Source organism: Aggregatibacter sp. HMT-949, assembly GCF_041734645.1.
Classification (GTDB): Bacteria; Pseudomonadota; Gammaproteobacteria; order Enterobacterales; family Pasteurellaceae; genus Rodentibacter.
Window position 1 is genome coordinate 1,078,728 of the sequence record NZ_CP162010.1, and the last position, 19,441, is coordinate 1,098,168.

At 42.6% G+C, this 19,441-nt stretch carries 16 protein-coding genes; 1 reads left to right on the top strand and 15 read right to left on the bottom strand.

What is annotated here, in order from left to right; genetic code table 11:
* The first annotated feature begins 180 nt into the window (after positions 1-180).
* Positions 181-3,345 (top strand): type I restriction endonuclease subunit R, encoded by a 3,165-nt coding sequence (locus AB3F25_RS05015; protein WP_373602803.1) that lies wholly within the window; start codon positions 181-183, stop codon positions 3,343-3,345.
* 56 nt (positions 3,346-3,401) lie between these two features.
* Here the strand turns inward: AB3F25_RS05015 and AB3F25_RS05020 are convergent, their stop codons facing one another.
* The 15 genes from AB3F25_RS05020 to dsbC form a co-directional block, all read right to left on the bottom strand.
* Complete coding sequence (locus tag AB3F25_RS05020; protein WP_373602804.1) at positions 3,402-5,441, bottom strand: ABC transporter ATP-binding protein; 2,040 nt, start codon at positions 5,439-5,441, stop codon at positions 3,402-3,404.
* Between the two features lie 89 nt (positions 5,442-5,530).
* The gene (gene yciH, locus AB3F25_RS05025; protein ID WP_373602805.1) at positions 5,531-5,851 is read right to left on the bottom strand and encodes a stress response translation initiation inhibitor YciH; all 321 of its coding nucleotides are present in this window, start codon (positions 5,849-5,851) and stop codon (positions 5,531-5,533) included.
* A 5-nt stretch (positions 5,852-5,856) separates the two neighbouring features.
* Complete coding sequence (gene pyrF, locus AB3F25_RS05030) at positions 5,857-6,549, bottom strand: orotidine-5'-phosphate decarboxylase (RefSeq protein ID WP_373602806.1); 693 nt, start codon at positions 6,547-6,549, stop codon at positions 5,857-5,859.
* 23 nt (positions 6,550-6,572) lie between these two features.
* The gene (lapB, locus tag AB3F25_RS05035) at positions 6,573-7,763 is read right to left on the bottom strand and encodes a lipopolysaccharide assembly protein LapB (protein WP_373602807.1); all 1,191 of its coding nucleotides are present in this window, start codon (positions 7,761-7,763) and stop codon (positions 6,573-6,575) included.
* A complete protein-coding gene (locus tag AB3F25_RS05040) occupies positions 7,763-8,062 on the bottom strand; it encodes a LapA family protein (RefSeq protein WP_373602808.1) in 300 nt (99 codons plus the stop codon). The genes lapB and AB3F25_RS05040 overlap by 1 nt, the downstream gene beginning before the upstream one ends.
* A gap of 91 nt (positions 8,063-8,153) precedes the next feature.
* Entirely contained in the window at positions 8,154-8,438 is a 285-nt protein-coding gene (locus tag AB3F25_RS05045) for an integration host factor subunit beta (RefSeq protein ID WP_373602809.1), read from the bottom strand.
* A 137-nt stretch (positions 8,439-8,575) separates the two neighbouring features.
* Entirely contained in the window at positions 8,576-10,225 is a 1,650-nt protein-coding gene (gene rpsA, locus AB3F25_RS05050; protein ID WP_373602810.1) for a 30S ribosomal protein S1, read from the bottom strand.
* A gap of 97 nt (positions 10,226-10,322) precedes the next feature.
* Entirely contained in the window at positions 10,323-10,994 is a 672-nt protein-coding gene (cmk, locus tag AB3F25_RS05055) for a (d)CMP kinase (protein WP_373604332.1), read from the bottom strand.
* A gap of 46 nt (positions 10,995-11,040) precedes the next feature.
* On the bottom strand, positions 11,041-12,267 hold the full coding sequence (locus AB3F25_RS05060) for a M20 family metallo-hydrolase (RefSeq protein WP_373602811.1): 1,227 nt from the start codon (positions 12,265-12,267) through the stop codon (positions 11,041-11,043).
* Positions 12,264-12,764 carry an L-2-amino-thiazoline-4-carboxylic acid hydrolase gene (locus tag AB3F25_RS05065; protein WP_373602812.1) on the bottom strand — a complete coding sequence of 167 codons (501 nt, stop codon included), beginning with the start codon at positions 12,762-12,764 and terminating at the stop codon, positions 12,264-12,266. The genes AB3F25_RS05060 and AB3F25_RS05065 overlap by 4 nt, the downstream gene beginning before the upstream one ends.
* 10 nt (positions 12,765-12,774) lie before the next feature.
* Positions 12,775-15,150, bottom strand: a complete 2,376-nt coding sequence (locus AB3F25_RS05070) for an ABC transporter permease subunit (RefSeq protein ID WP_373602813.1) — start codon at positions 15,148-15,150, stop codon at positions 12,775-12,777.
* A gap of 309 nt (positions 15,151-15,459) precedes the next feature.
* Positions 15,460-16,149: a 5'-methylthioadenosine/adenosylhomocysteine nucleosidase gene (locus tag AB3F25_RS05075; RefSeq protein WP_373602814.1), complete on the bottom strand. Its 690-nt coding sequence runs from the start codon at positions 16,147-16,149 to the stop codon at positions 15,460-15,462.
* A complete protein-coding gene (locus AB3F25_RS05080) occupies positions 16,146-16,862 on the bottom strand; it encodes a thiol:disulfide interchange protein DsbA/DsbL (RefSeq protein ID WP_373602815.1) in 717 nt (238 codons plus the stop codon). The genes AB3F25_RS05075 and AB3F25_RS05080 overlap by 4 nt, the downstream gene beginning before the upstream one ends.
* Positions 16,855-18,582, bottom strand: coding sequence for a single-stranded-DNA-specific exonuclease RecJ (gene recJ, locus AB3F25_RS05085; protein ID WP_373602816.1), 1,728 nt, complete (start codon positions 18,580-18,582; stop codon positions 16,855-16,857). Before recJ ends, AB3F25_RS05080 begins: the two co-directional genes overlap by 8 nt.
* Positions 18,583-18,644: 62 nt before the next feature.
* Positions 18,645-19,328: a bifunctional protein-disulfide isomerase/oxidoreductase DsbC gene (dsbC, locus tag AB3F25_RS05090; RefSeq protein WP_373602817.1), complete on the bottom strand. Its 684-nt coding sequence runs from the start codon at positions 19,326-19,328 to the stop codon at positions 18,645-18,647.
* Positions 19,329-19,441: the final 113 nt, after the last annotated feature.

The following is a 19,441-nucleotide window of genomic DNA, read 5'->3' on the forward strand; positions in this document are numbered from 1 at the left end:
CCCTATCCCCTCTTTGCTAAAGAGGGGAACTATTTGAGAGGTTTGTTGACTGCAAGCAGTCGAGTTAACAGCGAATATTACTCACGAAAAACACCTAAACTAACACTACGCTCAATACCATTCTCCTCTTTCGTAAAGAGGAGTTAGGGGAGATTTAAACCACACACTAAGGAACCCATCATGCTCAACGAAAACGACATCGAACAAATCACCCTTCAACGCCTGCAATCCCTCGATTGGGAATATCGCTACGGTAAAGACTTGCCTGTTCATGAAGGCGAGTTTGCCCGTGGCGATTTGAGCGGCGTAGTCTTTGTTGAGCAACTGCGTGAGGCAGTGCGTAAGCTTAATCCTCAGCTGCCTGAAAGTGCGGTGGATTCTGTGGTCAAATCGGCGACAAAAAGCGATATTGGCGACTTGGTGGTGCGTAATCAGGCGTTTTATAAACTGTTGCGCGATGGCGTGCGGGTGGAATATACGTTAAACGGCGAACAAAAAATCGAAATGGCGCGCTTGGTGGATTTTGAGCATGTGAAGAACAACCGTTTTGTTGCTGTCAATCAGCTGGAAATCCGCAGCCGTAAAGGGGGAAAACGGATTCCTGATATTATCGGCTTTGTAAATGGTCTGCCATTGGTGGTATTTGAGCTCAAAAATCCGCTGCGTGAATCGGCGGATTTGTTGCAGGCGTTCAATCAGTTTGAAACCTATAAAGATGAAATTGCCGAGCTATTTGTTTATAACCAAGCCTTGATTATTTCAGACGGCATTGCGGCACGCTTGGGTTCGCTTTCGGCTGATTTCCAACGCTTTACGCCGTGGAAAGTGGTGGATGAAAAAAATAAAAGCGCGCGCTTATATTTTGACGATGAATTGCAAAGCCTGCTCAATGGCTTAATGCAGCCCAAAGATTTGCTCGACTATATCCGCTATTTCGTCTTATTTGAACGGGATTCAGGTGGTAAAACCATTAAAAAAATCGCCGCATACCATCAATATTACGGCGTAAATGAAGCAGTCGATTCCACTCTTTTTGCAACTTCAGAAAAAGGCGACCACCGCATTGGCGTGATGTGGCATACGCAGGGGTCGGGTAAATCGATTTCCATGTTGTTTTATGCCGGCAAACTGCTTGCGCAGCCTGAATTGAAAAATCCCACCATTGTGGTGGTCACCGACCGCAACGATTTGGACGGTCAACTTTTCCAAACCTTTTCTTCAGGCAAAGATTTAATCAAACAAACGCCGCAACAAGTGGAAGACCGCGAACAACTGCGCCAACTGCTCGCGCAAAATGAAGTGGGCGGCGTATTTTTTACCACGATTCAAAAATTCGCCCTAAATGAAGAAGAAAGCCGCTTCCCTGTTTTAAATGAGCGCAGCAATATTATTGTGATCAGCGATGAGGCTCACCGCAGCCAATATGGCTTTACGCAAAAGCTGCATAACGGCAAGTTTCAGGCAGGCTACGCCCGCCATTTGCGTGATGCGCTGCCAAATGCTTCGTTTATCGGTTTTACCGGTACGCCGATTAGCCTAGAAGATAGAGACACACAAGATGTGTTCGGACGTTATGTATCTGTTTACGATTTGCGAGATGCGATGGAAGATGGCGCAACCGTACCGATTGTGTTTGATGATGCTCGCCAAATTCGCTTAAATAAAAAAGACCATGATGCTTTGTTTGCAGAAATTGATGCTCTACTAGAAGAGGAGCCATCGACTTCCCTGCGTTTACAGGAAAAATTACTAGGCTCACAAGCACGTCTTATCGAATTAGCCGCAGATTTTGTGCAACATTTTGCCAAACGCAATGAAGTGGTGGACAGCAAAGCGATGATAGTGGTTTCCAGCCGTCAGATTTGCGTGGATTTATACAATGAAATCATCAAACTGCGCCCTGAATGGCATTCGGACAATATTAACGAAGGGGTGATTAAAATTGTGATGACGGGTTCTGCTTCCGATGCGCCGGAAATGCAGAAACACGTTTACAGTAAACAGGAAAAACAAACGCTGGAACGCCGCTTTAAAGACCCGAACGATCCGCTGAAAGTGGTGATTGTGCGCGATATGTGGCTGACGGGCTTTGATGCACCTTGCTGTAATACGATGTATATCGACAAGCCGATGCAAGGGCACAACCTGATGCAAGCCATCGCCCGAGTAAATCGTGTATTCCGCAACAAAAGCCGAGAAAACGGCGGCTTGATTGTGGATTATGTAGGCATTGCTGACAAACTCAAAGAAGCCACCCGGCAATACACCAATTCACAAGACAATGGCAAGCTGACGGATAGCGTGATTGATGTGTTCTTTAAAATGAAAGAGCATTTAGAGTTCGTCCGTAGCCTGTTTGCAACGCCGGTTGAAGGGAAAACTTTTGATGTTCAAGCCGCCTTAGAGAAGGACGAGCCACATGAATTGCTGATGGCGATTCGTTTTGCCGCCAACCATATTTTAAGTCTCGATCAATTGCCTTTTGATGGCAAAGCGCACGAGCAACATTGGTTTAATAAAAAAGAAGCCGAGCCACGCAAAAAAGCCTTTTTGAAAGCGGCAGGCTTGGTGAAAAAAGGCTATATGTTGTGTGGTGCCTTAGCGGAAGTTGAGCCATACAACCAAGAAATAGCCTTTTACGATGCCGTGCGAGCCATTCTCACTAAGCGCGAACAAAACGGTACAGGCACAAATGAAAGACAAATTTTATTGAAAAAATTGGTCAATCAAGCCGTCTATTCCGAAGGTGTGATTGATTTATTTGATCTGCTGGAAAAACCGCAGCCACAAATCAGCCTGCTTTCCGAAGAGTTTTTACAGACCATCAAAAACAGCCCGACGAAGAACCTATGGGTCAGCGCAATGGAGCGGTATTTAGCAAGTGAAATCAAAGCCAAATCAGGCACAAACCTCACCTTACAAAAAGACTTTGAACAGCGTTTAAAAGAAGCTTTAAACCAATATCACAACCACAATTTAAGCGTCATCGAAATTTTGGATGAACTCTTCAAAATGAGCCAAGACTTCCAAGCCCGTTTGGCATTGGGTGAAAAATTAGGCTTGAAGAAAGAAGAACTGGCGTTCTATGAGGCACTGGCTCAAAACCAAAGCGCTCGGGAACTGATGGGCGATGACGTGTTGAGTAAACTTGCCAAAGAAATCACCGACACACTCAGAAAATCCGTCACTATCGACTGGCAATACAAAGAAGGCGTTCGTGCCAAAATGCGCATTCTGGTGAAACGCGCCTTGCAACGCTACAAATATCCGCCCGATAAACAGGAAGAAGCCGTGAGCTATGTGATTAAGCAAGCGGAAGAAATTGCAGACGAATTAAGCGCATAAAATAAACGCGGTGGATTTAAGAAACCCGCCGCGTTTTTATCTACTCTGTTAAGAACTTATTTACTCTCCGTCCAATTTTTCTTCTCTTCCAATTCTTCCCATCGTAAAAAAGCGGTTTCCAGCTCAGCCTCGGTATCCGCCAGTTCTTTTAGCTTCGCATTTGTCACGTCATGGGATTGCTGAAAAAAATCGGGTTCGCCAACTTCGGCTTGCAGAGAAGTGAGTTTTTTCTCTAATTCCTCCAATAATTGCGGCAATTGTTCCAGTTCACGCTGCTCTTTGTAAGAAAGCTTGACACTTTTGGGTTTCAATGCGGTGCTATTTGAGGAGTTCTCTTTAGCGTTCAATGCGGTGCTCTTTGACGAGTTCTCTTTAGCGTTCAATGCGGTGCTCTTTAACGAGTTCCCTTTAGCGTTTAATGCGGTGCTCTTTAACGAGTTCTCTTTGGCTTTCAATGCGGTGCTCTTCGGCACTTCCAATGTCGATTTAGCGAGAAAATAATTGGCCTGTTGTTGTTTTGCATCAAAAAAGCCGCCAACGTATTTGTTCAGCACGCCGTCGCCTTCAAAGATGTAACATTCCGTGGCAGTATTATCAATAAACTGACGATCGTGGCTGACGATAAGCAACGTGCCTTGGTAATCAGTCAGGATTTCTTCCAACAATTCCAAGGTTTCCACGTCTAAATCGTTAGTCGGTTCATCGAGAATCAATAAGTTATTCGGTTTTAACAAGAGTTTTGCCAATAGCAGACGGTTTCGTTCGCCGCCGGAGAGGGCTTTGACCGGCGTCATGGCGCGTTTCGGTGGGAACAAGAAATCCTGTAAATAGCCCAATACATGGCGTTTGATACCATTGACTTCTACGTCTTGTTTGCCGTCGGCGACGTTATCCATAACGGTTTTTTCCGGATCAAGATCTGCGCGGTATTGATCAAAATAAGCAATGTCTAATTTCGTGCCGCAACGAATGGAACCACTTGTCGGCTGAATTTCACCGAGCAACAATTTGATAAAAGTGGTTTTACCGCAACCATTCGGACCAACTAAGGCGATTTTATCGCCACGTAAAATGGTAGTACTGAAATTTTTAAGAAGCAGTTTGCCATTGATGTTGTAACTGACGTCTTCCATTTCAAACACGATTTTGCCGGAGCGGCTAGACGTATCTAACTGCAATTTTGCCGTGCCGAGCACCTCGCGGCGTTGGCGACGTTCTTCACGCATGGCTTTTAACGCGCGTACACGTCCTTCATTGCGGGTACGGCGGGCTTTGATGCCTTGGCGAATCCAGACTTCTTCTTGCGCCAAGCGTTTATCGAATAATTCATTTTGTAACGCTTCCACCCGCAAATTTTCTTCTTTGGTAGTAAGGTATAAATCATAGTTGCCGGGGTAAGAAACCAATTTACCGCGATCCAAATCTACAATGCGGGTCGCCATTTTGCGGATAAAAGAACGGTCATGGGAAATAAACACAATGCTGCCACTAAACTCTAACAGGAAATTTTCTAACCATTCGATAGCATTCACATCTAAATGGTTCGTTGGTTCATCTAACAACAATACATCAGGATTACACACCAAGGCGCGCGCCAAAGCAGCTTTGCGCAACCAACCACCGGATAAATCGGCGAGTTTAGTCTTTGGGTTTAATTCTAATTTTTGTAATACTTCATTGATTTTATTTTCAAATTGCCATCCATTGGCATGTTCCAGTTTAGCTTGGATTTGAGACAGCTGATTTAAGGTCTGTTCGCTGTAATGTTGCTCCAATTGCACAGAAATATGATGATATTCCTTCAACAAATCGGCCAAATGTCCAATCCCTTCGGCCACATAATCAAATACATTGCCTTCAGCATGACGTGGCGGATCCTGTTCTAAACGGGAAACCATCAAGTCTTTTTCATACTGCACTTTGCCATCATCCATAGAGACATCGCCGGCAATAATTTTAAGCAATGTGGATTTGCCTGCGCCGTTGCGACCAACCAAACAAACACGTTCGTTAGGTTCTATATGTAACTCTGTGTGATCCAACAAAGGCGCATCGCTGAAAGAAAGATATCCGTTGGTTAAACTAATAAGTGCCACAATTACCTCATTAAAATTTTTGAAAATAGACCGCATTTTTAATGCAGATAGAAAGGAAAATGGATTGGTCAATGCCAATCCATTTATTTTTAGCCGCCGGCGAGTTTCACCTTAAAGCCTTTTTGTTCTAACAGTTGCTTTAATAAATCGCGTTTATCGCCTTGAATTTCAATATTGCCGCCTTTCAGCGAACCGCCACAACCGCAGCGTTTTTTTAATTCTGTGGCGAGTTTTTTTAATTCATCATCACTTAAATCCAAGCCGCTGATTAACGACACGCCAGCACCTTTCCTACCGCTGGTTTGCTTTTGAATACGCACAACACCGTCGCCTTTCGAACATGTCGATATCGCTTTTTCTTGTTTAATACGTCCACTTTCAGTGGAATAAACTAAAACTGAATCACTCATTATGATTATGCAATTGAGGCGTTGATAGCACGAAGCACATCGGCTGGATTATCCGCTTGAGTTATCGGACGACCAATTACTAAATAATCCGAACCGGAACGTAATGCGGCAGCCGGTGTCATTACTCGGCGCTGATCACCAAAATCGCTACCGATTGGACGTATTCCAGGGGTAATTAATTTAAAATCCTTTCCGCAACTATTGCGTAAAATTTCCACCTCTTGCGGCGAACAAACTACGCCGTCTAATCCTGCTCGTTGAGTCAAATGCGCTAAACGCAATACTTGTTCCATCGGCGAGGCATTAATGCCGATTTGAAGCAAATCTAAATCCTCCATACTGGTTAAAACGGTAACGGCGATTAAAAGCGGCGCGTCTTTACCATAAGGCTCAAGGATTTTTTTTGCTTCTTCCATCATTTTCAAGCCACCGCTGGCGTGTACATCCACCATCCATACGCCTAAATCGGCAGCTGAACGCACTGCTCGCGCCACGGTGTTCGGGATATCATGAAATTTTAAATCAAGAAAAACATCGAAATTGCGATCGTGCAATTGTTTCACAAAGCTGCTACCCAGCGTTGTAAACATTTCTTTACCGACCTTTAAGCGACATAAGTCAGGATCGATTTGATCAACTAATACAAGCGCTTCGGCTTCCGTTTCATAATCCAGGGCGACAATAACTTTACTGGTCATAATTTTACCTCTCTGTGTATTTTTTAATTATGCTCTTGTGCGGATAAAGGTTTGATAGTTTCCCAATGACGACATGACGGGCAATTCCAAAGTAATTTATGAATTTGATACCCGCAATTGGAACAACGATAAGCGGCACTTTGTTTAATACGTTCGCCTACCATTTTGTGAAGTAAAATTAAACTGTCTTTTCCGCGCCCCTCTTCCGCATCGTCAATTTGATATTGAATAAAACGATGGAAAATTAAGGTACTTGGTTTTTTGCTCAGCTGTTGATAAAGCTTCGTCTGCGCCGCAGCTTTGCCATCTTTTTCTTCGAGTAATTTTGCCAATGCTAAATCTACTTCATCATTTTTAACTTGTTGTTCAGCGCGAATTAAAAATAATTCAAAATTATCCAGTTGATCTAATTTTTTATAGCAAAGTTTTAAACTTGAAAGAACTTCGCCAATATAATCCGGATTTTGTCGAAGCACTTCTTCTAAGTTTTTAATCGCTTGAGGATAATTTTCTTCCTCCATATCTAGCTCAGCAAGCAATATCGAAGCCCTTACGCAACGAGAAGAAACCAACAAAGCTTTTTGTAAAATTTGACGCTTTTCGATGGCATTTTCAGTGTTCAAACTTTGAACATATTCACAATAACACTGCGCTAGTTCGATATTGTTTTCTTGCGGATAAATTTTCGCAAGCTTTTCTGCGATATTAACGGCTTTTTTCCATTCTTTAGTTTTTTGATAAATAACTAAAAGCTGCTGTAGAGCATTTTCAGCAAATTCGGGTTCATCCACTAATAAAATATAGAGATTTTCCGCGCGATCCAAAAAACCTATCGTCATAAAATCACGAGCGAGCTGTTGTTTAGCAAGAAGTTTTTGTTCGAATGTATAATTAGGACTGCGATCTAACGCCTGATGAATACGCAATGCGCGATCAACCTCGCCGCGTGAACGGAATAAATTACCAAGCGTTAATTCGGCTTCAAACTGAGAACGGCTTTCGATTTCATTTTCGTTTTCTTGTTTCTGTAACATATGCAAAAACAAATCTACTGCTTTATCGGTTTGATTGGATAGTAAAAAATTAACACCCGTGACATAGTCACGGGAAAGTTTGTTACTAATATCTTCCTGATCTCTTTTTGCGCTACGTTGCCCCATATACCAGCCATATGCAGCGGCAATTGGCAAAAGCAGAAAGAGTAACTCAAGCATTATTCAGCCTTTGCCTTATCGCGTGTTGTGGTTAATTCGTTAATCTGTAAGGTTTGACGTTTAATTTGCCGACTTAATGCCATATTTTTAATTTTTAATTTCAAATAGAAAAAGCCCGTAATAAACCAACCTAAAATCAAACCTAATCCAAATAAAATTGCGACCAATGTTGAAAGTTGAAATTGGCTTTGGGCGACAATGTAATTAAACGTAATAATTTGATCATTATTTGCGCCGACAGTAATTGCGACAAGTACAATCGCCAAAATAATAATAAAACCTAAAATATATTTGATCATATGGAAACCCTTTAAGAAATATAGTCTTACTACATTAAAATCATTACGAAAAAAAGACACCTAAGTGTCATAATTTCATTTATTGTGAGTTCTAAGCGAATACATCCACTCGTTCTTTTAACGCTTTCCCCGCTTTAAAATGCGGTATACATTTCGCATCTAATTTTACCGAATCACCAGTTTTCGGATTTCTTCCAAGACGAGGTTGACGATAATGAAGAGAAAAACTACCAAAACCTCGAATTTCCACGCGATTAGCATCTTCTAATGATTGTGCTATGAGTTCTAGAATATCTTTTACAGTGCCTTCTATTTCCTTTATCGCTAAAGAAGGATGTTTCGCGGATAAATTTTCGATAAGCTCTGACTTTGTCATCTCATTTCTCCTCTTTTACCTACTCATATACAAGCTTTATGATAAATCTTATTGATAATTTATTATTTTTGAATAAGTTATCAATAAAATTTATAAAAATAAGGCTGGGTTTCCCCAGCCCTCTTAGAATAAATAAATTATTCACCTTTAGCCGCTTTAAAAGCTTCAGCCATTGCGTTTGGAATAACAACATCCTCTTGCTTGTTATTTACATTTGCAATTGCAGCCGCTTCTTCTGCTTGATCTTTAGCGCGAACGGACAAATGAACGATACGAGCTTTACGATCTACACCGGTGTATTTCGCTTCAACAACATCACCGGAAACAACTTCGCTAGTTAAATCAGCTGCGCGAATGTAACCTTCTGCGCCGCCAGCCAATTCAACTTTGGCACCTTTCGCATCAGCTTCAACAACAGTTGCAGATACTACTGCGCCTTTTTTGTTAATCGCTACGAAATTGTTGAACGGATCTTCTTCAAGCTGTTTGATACCTAAAGAAATACGCTCTTTTACTGCATCTACGGCTAATACTACTGCAGAAACTTCGTCACCTTTTTTGTAGTTACGAACTGCTTCCTCACCCGGAACATTCCAAGAAATGTCAGATAAGTGAACCAAACCGTCAATACCACCATCCAAACCGATAAAGATACCAAAATCGGTGATAGATTTGATTTTACCGACAACTTTATCGCCCTTATTGTACATTTCGGCGAATTGAGTCCATGGATTAGGTTTGCATTGTTTTAAACCTAAAGAAATACGACGACGTTCTTCATCGATTTCCAATACCATCACTTCAACTACATCACCTAAACTCACCACTTTAGATGGATGAATGTTTTTGTTTGTCCAATCCATTTCGGAAACGTGAACTAAACCTTCTACACCATCTAAAATTTCAACGAAACAGCCGTAGTCAGTTAAGTTTGTTACTTTACCGGTTAATTTGCTGTTTACAGGATGGTTTTCTGCAATTGCCGCCCACGGATCTTGACCTAATTGTTTTAAGCCTAAAGATACACGAGTACGATCTTTATCAAATTTTAATACTTTAACGGTAACTTCATCACCAACGTTAACGATTTCGCTTGGGTGCTTAACGCGCTTCCAAGCCATATCGGTAATGTGTAATAAACCATCAACACCGCCTAAATCAACGAATGCACCATAGTCAGTTAAGTTTTTAACGATACCTTTAACTTCTGAACCTTCAACAAGATTTTCTAACACTTGTTCACGTTCTTGGCTACTTTCGGATTCAATTACTGCACGACGGGAAACAACGACATTATTACGTTTTTGATCCAATTTAATTACTTTGAATTCTAATTCTTTACCTAATAAGTGATCCGCATCACGAGCCGGACGAGTATCAACTAAAGAACCCGGTAAGAATGCACGAACACCGTTTAGCTCAACTGTGAAACCGCCTTTTACTTTGCCGTTAACTAAACCGACAACAGTCGCTTTATCTTCGTAAGCTTTTTCCAATTCAATCCAAGATTCGTGACGAACTGCTTTTTCGCGAGAAAGTTTAGTTTCACCGAAACCATCTTCAACTGCGTCTAATGCTACGTTTACAGTATCGCCGACTTGAATTTCAAGTTCGCCTTGTGCGTTTAAGAATTCGGCAACCGGAATTGCAGATTCAGATTTTAAGCCCGCATCAACAAGCACGAAACCCTTTTGGATAGAGACTACCGTACCGCTAACGATTGAACCTTGACGGGTTTCAAGGCCTTTTAGTGATTCTTCAAAAAGTTGAGCGAAAGATTCTGACATATAAATAATCTTCTTTAAAAGTTAATAACATCCGCATTTAATCCATAAAATGCGGGGTTGATAATAAACGTCCGTTCATCCTTGAACAAACAAAGTTTTAATTGTCTATGCGCTGTCGAATATAAGTTAACGCTTGCGCAATCACTTGGTCGATGCTCAATGCGGTGCTATCCAGCAACAACGCATCTTCAGCCGGTTTAAGGGGGGCTACTTGGCGATTTCTGTCACGAAAATCGCGATCTTTTATCTCGGCTAAAATCTGCGCAAAGTTACCATTAATTCCCTTATTTTGCAACTGGTTATAACGTCTTTTTGCACGTTCTTCCGCACTGGCGTCTAAAAACAATTTTACTTGTGCATTTGGAAACACAACCGTTCCCATATCCCGTCCGTCGGCAATCAAACCATCATTTTTCGCGAAATCCTGTTGAACTTGCAATAAAACAGCACGGACTTGCGGAAAAATCGCCACTTTTGAGGCAGCTTCTGCCACTTCTTGGGTGCGAATTAAACGGCTAACATTTTCACCGTTTAACAAAACATTCACTTCGCCTTCTTGCGGAATAAATTGAATATCTAACTTACGTGCCAATTCAGCCAAAGCGAATTCGTCAGTCAAATCCACCGCATTTTTCAGCGCCGCCAGCGCCGTAACCCGATAAATTGCTCCGCTATCAAGCAAAGCATAGCCTAATTTTTCCGCCAAGGCATAACACAAGGTGCCTTTTCCGGCTCCGCTCGGGCCGTCTACGGTAATAATTATTCCCATCATTTGTCCTCACAAAAAAATTCTGCGTATTATAGTGAGAATTCAGTTATTGCGCTAATTTTAATACCGCATGGAAAAGCATATTACAGCCCTTCTCGCACCACTCATCCTTAATATTTTCCGATTCGTTATGGCTTAATCCGTCGATACAAGGAATAAAGAGCATCGCCGTCGGCATTTTGTCGTTCAAGTGGCAAGAATCATGCCCGGCGCCGGAAACAATATCTTCGCGACGATACCCTAGTTCATCTGCCGTTTGTCGGAGCGTTTCAAGCAACTCGGAATTAAACGTCAAGGGCGCCAGCTTTACTACTTGATTAAGTTGAACAGCCAATTGATGCTTGTCGGCGACATCAGCTAAAATTTGGCGAATTTCGCGATCAATTTGCTCTAAAGAATGCTGGCTAGGATGGCGTACTTCTAAACTAAAATTAGAGCGACCGGGAATCACATTCGGTGAGTTCGGGGTAAGTTGAATTGAGCCAACTGTAACCCGCCCTTGATTTCCTATTTCCCTCAACCCCAATTCATTGAATTTCACCATTGCTTCCGCCATACCAATGCCAGCATCACGACGCAGATTCATCGGTGTTGTTCCGGCGTGAGAAGCCAACCCGTCTAATTGAATTCGATACCAATTTTGCCCTAATGCGCCGCTCACAATGCCGATATCCGTATGATTACGTTCAAGAATCGGCCCTTGTTCAATATGAAGTTCCAAGGCGGCATGAGGTTTATAATCGGAAAAATCATCGTTACCTAAATAACCGATGCGTTCCAATTCCGATTTAACGCTTATGCCCTGTTTATCTTGTTTCTTAAACGCTTCGTCAAGAGACAATTTTCCGGTAAAAACCGCCGCGCCCATCATTGCAGGAGCAAAACGCGCACCTTCTTCATTCGTCCACATCACAAGATCGACAGGACGTTCGGTTTCAATGCGGTGCTGATTGAGCGATAGTAATACTTCAAGCCCCGCCAACACGCCATAAATCCCATCATAGCGGCCACCTAACGGTTGAGAATCCCCATGCGAACCGATCAAAATCGGTGCTAATTGAGCTTGTTTGCCTTCCCGTCGAACAAAAATATTGCCGATAGCATCAACTTTAACGGAAAAACCCGCCTGCGTTGCCAGCTTAATAAAATAGTCTCTCGCCAATTTATCCTCATCGGATAAAGCAAGACGCGTCACACCGTTATTTTCAGTTTTGCCGAATTGCGCGAAATCATGCAGTAATCCCAATAATCGCGCACGATTAATTTTTATCATGAGTTGCTCTCATCAGATTGCAATTGGTATCTAAAATCGCAAAAACCGTCGCCGTTCATGACGGTATGCGGCCGAGTTAATTTCACATTCGGCGCATAACCTTCGATAAATTTACTGTCGCGATTACAAGATAAAAGAAAGCCAATTTCTTCTAACCCCATTTCTTTATACATTTCCGCATAACGGCAACGATGTACGTTATAACTGTATTTTTCATGAGTGTTATCCAGCACTTCAATCCGTAAGGCATCATCTTTTTCCCACAAATATTGCAACGCCACAAAACTTTCTACGCTGGTGCCGTTCGGTTCGCGTTTGGCATATTCTTTGCCCGCCTCCACGGCCGCATTGGCGACTGCTTCTTCAATGATGGATTTAGCTTTTTCCAAGCCAAATTCACGTTTCATAATTTCATAGATCGGTTTAATAATTTCCGCTTCGATTTTACGTTGCTGCAAAATGCCAATTTCAACAAATTCAGGAAAATCTTGTGACATAACTCACTCCTTAAATACTAAAATCATTTAATAAAATTTCATTATTGATAAAACGACGTACGCGTGGATCATCATTTTGTCTTAGTTCGTTCGGTGTTTGTAAGAAAGCAATCTCGCCGGAATCCATAAAGGCAATTTTGTCGGAAATTTTTAATGCAAATTGCATTTCATGGGTCACGATAATCATAGTCATGCCTTCTTTCGCCAATTCTTCCATAACCAGCAACACTTCGCCGACTAATTCGGGATCAAGTGCGGATGTTGGCTCATCAAACAACATAATTTTCGGTTTCATCACCAAAGCGCGCGCAATCGCCACACGTTGTTGCTGACCGCCGGATAATTGATGCGGATATTTATTGGCATGCGCCAATAACCCAACTTTATCCAACATTGCCAAAGCCAATAAACGCGTTTCATGTTCCGCTTTACCATGATATTCCGGTGCTAATAAAAGATTTTCTAACACTGTTCTATGCGGGAACAAATTATAGCTTTGGAACACCATGCCCAAATCGACAATTTTATCTTGTGCATTTGAAGCGAAGTGTTTGCCATTAATAAATTCTTCCCCTTCCAGATAAACCTTGCCTTGATCGAGTGTTTCCAGACCGTTGATACTTCTAATCAAAGTTGTTTTACCCGAACCGGAAGAACCAATAATCGACAGTACTTCGCCCCATTTCAATGAAAGATCGATCCCTTTTAATACTTCCACATGGTTGAATGATTTTCTTAAACCTTGAACCTTCAACGCATCTTCGCCATTTTGTTTTTCTGTCTTAACCACCGAATAAGGCGCAAGTTCCGCTTTGTTCACGTCAACATTTACATCGTCGTGCGCTTGGCGCAAGGAAACATCAAGCTTATTCTCGAATTTCTTTAACAACCAAGTCAGTAACGTCACGATCACCACATAATAAAACGCCACCGCCAACAAAGTTTCCAACACCAAGAAATTACGGGTATAAAGTTGTTGACCGACCAGCAAAATTTCAGTTAATGAAATCACCGAAACCAACGAAGTTAATTTAACAATCGTAATATATTGATTGGTCAACGGCGGTAAGGCGACTTTTAATGCTTGCGGAATCACGATTAAACGTTGAATGCCCCAGAAACGAATACCTAACGCTTTTCCCGCTTCATATTGTCCTCTCGGAACGGCCGACAAGGCACTGCGATGAATTTCCGCAATATACGCCGATTCGCTTAACACCATAGCAATTAAGCCGGCTACAAACGGATTCGATAACAGCACGGAACTTGCCGGCCAAAATTGCGGCACGTTATAGATGAAAATTAATAAAACCAATAACGGCAAACTACGGAACAACCAAATATAGGTTTTGGTGAATTTATTAAAAATTTTATTGTTTGATTGTGAACCTAACGCAAGGATAAAACCCCACAAAATAGCAAAAATCCACGTTAAGGTACTTAATTCTAAAACGGTAAGCACCGCATTCCAGAAATCGCTATTAAGCAACAAACCGCCTAAATAAGCCCAATTAAATCCTTTTTCCGCAATAGATGAAGTTCCTTCGGAATTTACCGCAATAGCTTGTTCAATGGCATTTTCCAATCCATTAGCTTTTAACAATTCCGCATTCGGAAATTCAAGATTGTATTTTTTCAACAATTGTTCATAAGAACCGTCAGCAAGCGTATCTTTAATCGCCTGTGCAATTTCCGCTTTGCCTTTCGCATCGTCTTTATTGAAAGCCAAGCCGATTAAAACCGGGTAAAGTTGTGCCTTATTGGTAATTTTTAATTTTGAACCTAATTGATCAATCACCATCTGCGCCACAGCGGCATCTTCATATTGCACATCCACACCGCCGGATAACAGCGCTTGCGCAGCCTCCGGCGCACTCGGATATTCTTTCACCACGAGTGGCTTAAGATTGTTTGGTGCGCAATATTCTTGCGAAATTTTCTCCATCGTCGGAATCCACGCCGCACCTTTCATTGAAGAAATGCTTTTACCGCATAAATCCTCCAATTTTTGCGGCGCAAAAGAATCATTACCGCGCACAACAAGCACACCACCGGTTTGCAAATACGGAAGAAAATCCACTTGCTTCGCACGCTGTGGATTCACATACAACGCAGAAGCCACCACATCATAATGCCCGGCATTTAAACCGATAATAATGTTTTCAATGCGGGTATCTTTAAATTCGACTTTTTTGCCTAAATTCTGCCCGAGTAAAGTCATTAAATCAGGATCGAAACCTGCTGCTTTGCCTTGTTCTAAATACGCGTAAGGCGCATAAGTCAAATCGATTCCCACGCGCAATGTTTTTTCGTTTTCGGCTTGAGATAGCGCAGCATAAAACAATACCACAAACGCAAGGCCGACCTTTTTGATGAAGTTAAGCATATATTTTCCTATTTTTGTCATATATGGGCGGTTATTTTAGGAAAAACCTTTATAACGCTCTAATAATTAATCCCGCTATAATATTCCATTCCGTTCTATAAAAATAAACGCCAAAAAAGATTCTGTAACCAAAATACAAAATAATTTCCGCATTTATCGAACAAAACTGATGTACCAAAATAGCACCGCATTGAACGCGGTTTCAATGCGGTGCTATTTCGGCAGTCTAATAACAAGTTGACGCAAGCACATCTTCGCCGAAAAAAAAGCGCATTGCCTAAACAATGCGCTTTTCTCAAAATTCTCGATTTACAATTTTTCCAACATGCCCAACACTAAAGCCGAGGATTGTTTCGCAGCGAGCGGTAAAAATTCTTCAAATGAAAGGCTTGCCTCTCCATCGCCCGCATCGGAAATCGCACGCACCACGACGAAAGGCACATTAAAGGCATGACAAACTTGCGCAATCGCCGTTGCTTCCATTTCCACCGCGGTAACATTCGGGAAATCCGCCTTAATTTGAGCTATTTTTTGTTCGCTATTAATGAAGCTGTCACCGGAACAAATTAAACCGCGTTTGACCGATTGGCCTTGTTCTTGGGCAACTTTTTCGGCTAAATCGGCCAATTTTTTATCCGATAAAAACGCCGCCGGATTAGCCGGCAATTGGCCTTTTTCATAACCGAATGCTGTGACGTCCACATCGTGATAACGGGTTTCATCGGAAATCACAATATCGCCAACTTTTAAACCTCTTGCGACGCCACCGGCGGATCCCGTATTGAGCACCGCATCGGGCTTGGTCAGTTGCAACAGTGCGGCAGTGCCAATCGCCGCAGCGACTTTACCGATACCGGATTGCAATAACGCCACCGCTTTGCCGTTAATTTTACCTTCTAAAATTACTGCGCTTGCCACACGCGTTTCTGTTTTGTCGGTCATTAAACCACTTAAAATTTCGACTTCTTGCGCCATTGCGCCGACAATGCCAATTTTCATTCTTTATGCTCCTGTTCTAATTTATTGATTAAATAGTCTAATACCGCCACGCTGTAATCGTCATTATAAAGCGTGCTGGCGGTCAGTACGTATCGCCCACCGATTACCACATAAGGATAGGTAAATACGCCATACTCTTCCGTTAATTCGACGGCGTGCTTAACCCGTTCTTTCACTTCCGGCGAATTTTCCGTTTGGCTAAAAAGCTGTTTATCAAAACCTTGTTGCTCCGCCCATTTAAGTATTTTAGCCGGCGAGGAAAGCTCCGCATAGCGAGATTTTTCCGCCGTTTCAAATAGCAATGCATCGGATAATTCATCCGCATTAAGCGCTTTCAGCGTATAAAAAACACGTGCGCTGAATTGATTTTCTGCCGTGGCAACGGGATATTGTTCCAGTGCAATTTTGTTGGCGCGCATTTGTCCGTACAGTTCCAGAATATCCTGCGCCGACGAGCAAACGCGACAATCGTAATCGAAAAAAAATTGCACGCGAATTTTATTATCCGCGCGCTGCGGCTGTCTGACGGGTTCTTTATAAGAAAAATAATCGCGCCCGTCCTTAAAGCGGGTTTGACTCGGCGCCGGTAAATGCGGTTGAATACGGGCGGAAAAATCCCTACCGGAAGGCTCCGCGAGCACCGCATTGGAAGCGCAAAGTAAGCCGACGCAAATCCAAGGCAATGCTGTCCGCCATGACATTGTTTTAGCCATCGATGGGTTCGATATAATCCACTAATAATTGCACACTACGATTGCCGCGAAATTCATTAATATCCAATTTATAGGCTAAACGCGCCTGTTTAATGGATAAATCAGGATATAATCGCGGGTCGATATTAAAGACGACGGCATCTAAAAGTGGCCCGCCGCGTTTCGGCTCCACCAACATTTTTAAGTGATTTTGATTTTGCCCGATAGCACGTTGCTCTAAAATGTTGAATTCTCCGTCGAAACAAGGTTCCGGAAACGCTTGTCCCCAAGGCCCACCGGCTTTTAACAATTCCGCCGTTGCCAGAGTAAATTCGTCTTCGCGCAATTCGCCATCGCTCCAAATTACGCCTTGTAAATGTTCTTCGTCCAACCAATCGGTAACGGCTTGATTAAACGCTCGTCGAAAATCATCGAAACATTCCTCGCGAATTGTTAACCCCGCGGCCATCGCATGTCCGCCAAATTTTAAAATCATATTCGGCTGCTGCGAATAAATACGCTCTAATACATCACGCATATGTAGGCCTTCGATAGAACGCGCCGAACCTTTCAGCACACCCTTGCCATCTTGTGCAAACGCAATGACGGGGCGGTGATATTGATCTTTAATACGCGACGATACAATGCCTAGCACGCCTTGATGCCAATCCGGCTGATAAAGCGCAATGCCCATCGGTAATTCATTGGAAAATCCGGTAAAATTCCGGCAAATTTTTAGCGCTTCCAATTTCATTCCTGCTTCGATTTCTTTGCGGGTTTGATTGAGCTGATCAAGATCGAGCGCTAATTCACGCGCGCTTTGCATATCCTTGGCGAGCAATAATTCCACACCAAGCGACATATTATCCAAACGTCCCGCTGCATTAAGACGAGGTGCGATAGAAAATCCGAGATCAGCGGTAGAAAATTGTTCCGGATTGCGATTCGCCACTTCCGCCAAGGCAATAATTCCCGGCCGACAACGCTTGGCACGAATACGCAGTAAACCTTGATGGATTAAAATGCGGTTATTTTGATCAAGCGGAACGACGTCGGCAACGGTACCAAGCGCGACGAGATCAAGCAATTCGGTGAAATTAGGTTGCGTTTCTGCGCTGAAAATCCCTAAATTGCGAAATTCGGCGCGCACCGCCAATATTAAATAAAATGCCACCCCCACGCCGGCTAAGGATTTCGACGGAAAAGCGCAGTCGTTTAAATTCGGATTAACAATCGCATCAGCCGGTGGCAACGTATCCGGCGGCAAATGGTGATCCGTAACCAAAACGCGCACGCCCTTTTCTTTTAAAAACGCAATGCCGTCAAACGAAGATACGCCATTATCCACCGTCATTAAAAGTTGCACGCCTTTTTCCAACGCCATTTCCGCCACCGGAATGCTCAAGCCGTAGCCTTGTTCGAAGCGATTCGGTAGTAAATAATCCACATTATTAAAGCCCAGCTGACGCAATGCGAGCACCGTCAATGCGGTGCTGGTGGCGCCATCCGCATCGAAATCGCCGACAATAATGATTTTTTGCTGTTGCCGGTATGCTTCCAACAATAATTCCACAGCGCGTTCGATGCCATGAAGTTTATTCGGGTTCAGCATACATTTTAAAGTGCGGTCTAATTCTTGACTGTTTTTGATGTGGCGTGCGCGATAAAGACGATCCAATAACGGTGCTTCCGAAACAGCTTCTCCGACGGGAATTTCGCGACGTTTGATGAGTTTGTTCACGACAATAATAGAGTAAGAATTTAATTGCTATAAATAAATCGGTGGGCTATCGCCCACCTAAATTATCCTTCCAACGCCGCCAATAAATCGGCCGGTTTTAAGTAACCCCCAATCACTTCGCCGCTTGAAGTGACAATACTTGGCGTGCCTTTTACACCGAACTGAATGCCAAGTTCGTATTGTTTTTTCACAATATTCGGCGTTTTCACTTCCTTCGGCAAATTGCCGTTTTCCGCTTCATTCAAGGCAAAGCTGGGATCTTTCGCCGTCCAAATCGCTTCCATTTGTTTCGCGCTTTCAGCATTCATACCCGCCCGCGGAAATGCTAAATAACGCACGGTAATGCCGAGGTCGTTATATTCTTTGATTTGCTGATGTAATAAATGGCAATAATGACATGTGATATCCATAAATACGGTTACAACATGTTTTTCATTTTTTGCCGGATAAATAATCATCTCATTTTTAAATGAATTCAGCTTATTTATCAATACCTTACCATTTACATCAAGTGGCCCTTTAGCGGTTAATTCATAAAGTTTACCTTGGAGCGCATATTTTCCGTCTTCGGTAATATAAAGAATTCCCTCATCGGTTATTACGGTTTTAATACCGGTAATCGGCGAAGCATTGATTTCAATGTTTTGCGCGCCAAGGGCTTGCAATTTGTTCTTAATCGCGACATCGTCCGCGAGCACCGCATTGGAGCCGGCGACAAATAAAAACGCAGTTAAAATTTTCTTCATTTTTTGTTCCTAAATTTGTTAAATAAAACCGGGCGAAATTATAAAGAGATTCGTAATTTCTGCAAGCATTGCACTGTTAATAATACGTAAAATGACATATAATCCGACGCTTT

Bases quoted from the DNA above. Each gene is read 5' to 3' on its own strand.
- AB3F25_RS05080 (WP_373602815.1), bottom strand. From the start codon at position 16,862: ATGGCTAAAACAATGTCATGGCGGACAGCATTGCCTTGGATTTGCGTC.
- AB3F25_RS05060 (WP_373602811.1), bottom strand. From the start codon at position 12,267: ATGATAAAAATTAATCGTGCGCGATTATTGGGATTACTGCATGATTTC.
- AB3F25_RS05070 (WP_373602813.1), bottom strand. From the start codon at position 15,150: ATGCTTAACTTCATCAAAAAGGTCGGCCTTGCGTTTGTGGTATTGTTT.
- cmk (WP_373604332.1), bottom strand. From the start codon at position 10,994: ATGGGAATAATTATTACCGTAGACGGCCCGAGCGGAGCCGGAAAAGGC.
- AB3F25_RS05015 (WP_373602803.1), top strand. From the start codon at position 181: ATGCTCAACGAAAACGACATCGAACAAATCACCCTTCAACGCCTGCAA.
- dsbC (WP_373602817.1), bottom strand. From the start codon at position 19,328: ATGAAGAAAATTTTAACTGCGTTTTTATTTGTCGCCGGCTCCAATGCG.
- AB3F25_RS05075 (WP_373602814.1), bottom strand. From the start codon at position 16,149: ATGAAAATTGGCATTGTCGGCGCAATGGCGCAAGAAGTCGAAATTTTA.
- rpsA (WP_373602810.1), bottom strand. From the start codon at position 10,225: ATGTCAGAATCTTTCGCTCAACTTTTTGAAGAATCACTAAAAGGCCTT.
- AB3F25_RS05045 (WP_373602809.1), bottom strand. From the start codon at position 8,438: ATGACAAAGTCAGAGCTTATCGAAAATTTATCCGCGAAACATCCTTCT.
- pyrF (WP_373602806.1), bottom strand. From the start codon at position 6,549: ATGACCAGTAAAGTTATTGTCGCCCTGGATTATGAAACGGAAGCCGAA.
- yciH (WP_373602805.1), bottom strand. From the start codon at position 5,851: ATGAGTGATTCAGTTTTAGTTTATTCCACTGAAAGTGGACGTATTAAA.
- lapB (WP_373602807.1), bottom strand. From the start codon at position 7,763: ATGCTTGAGTTACTCTTTCTGCTTTTGCCAATTGCCGCTGCATATGGC.
- AB3F25_RS05065 (WP_373602812.1), bottom strand. From the start codon at position 12,764: ATGTCACAAGATTTTCCTGAATTTGTTGAAATTGGCATTTTGCAGCAA.
- AB3F25_RS05040 (WP_373602808.1), bottom strand. From the start codon at position 8,062: ATGATCAAATATATTTTAGGTTTTATTATTATTTTGGCGATTGTACTT.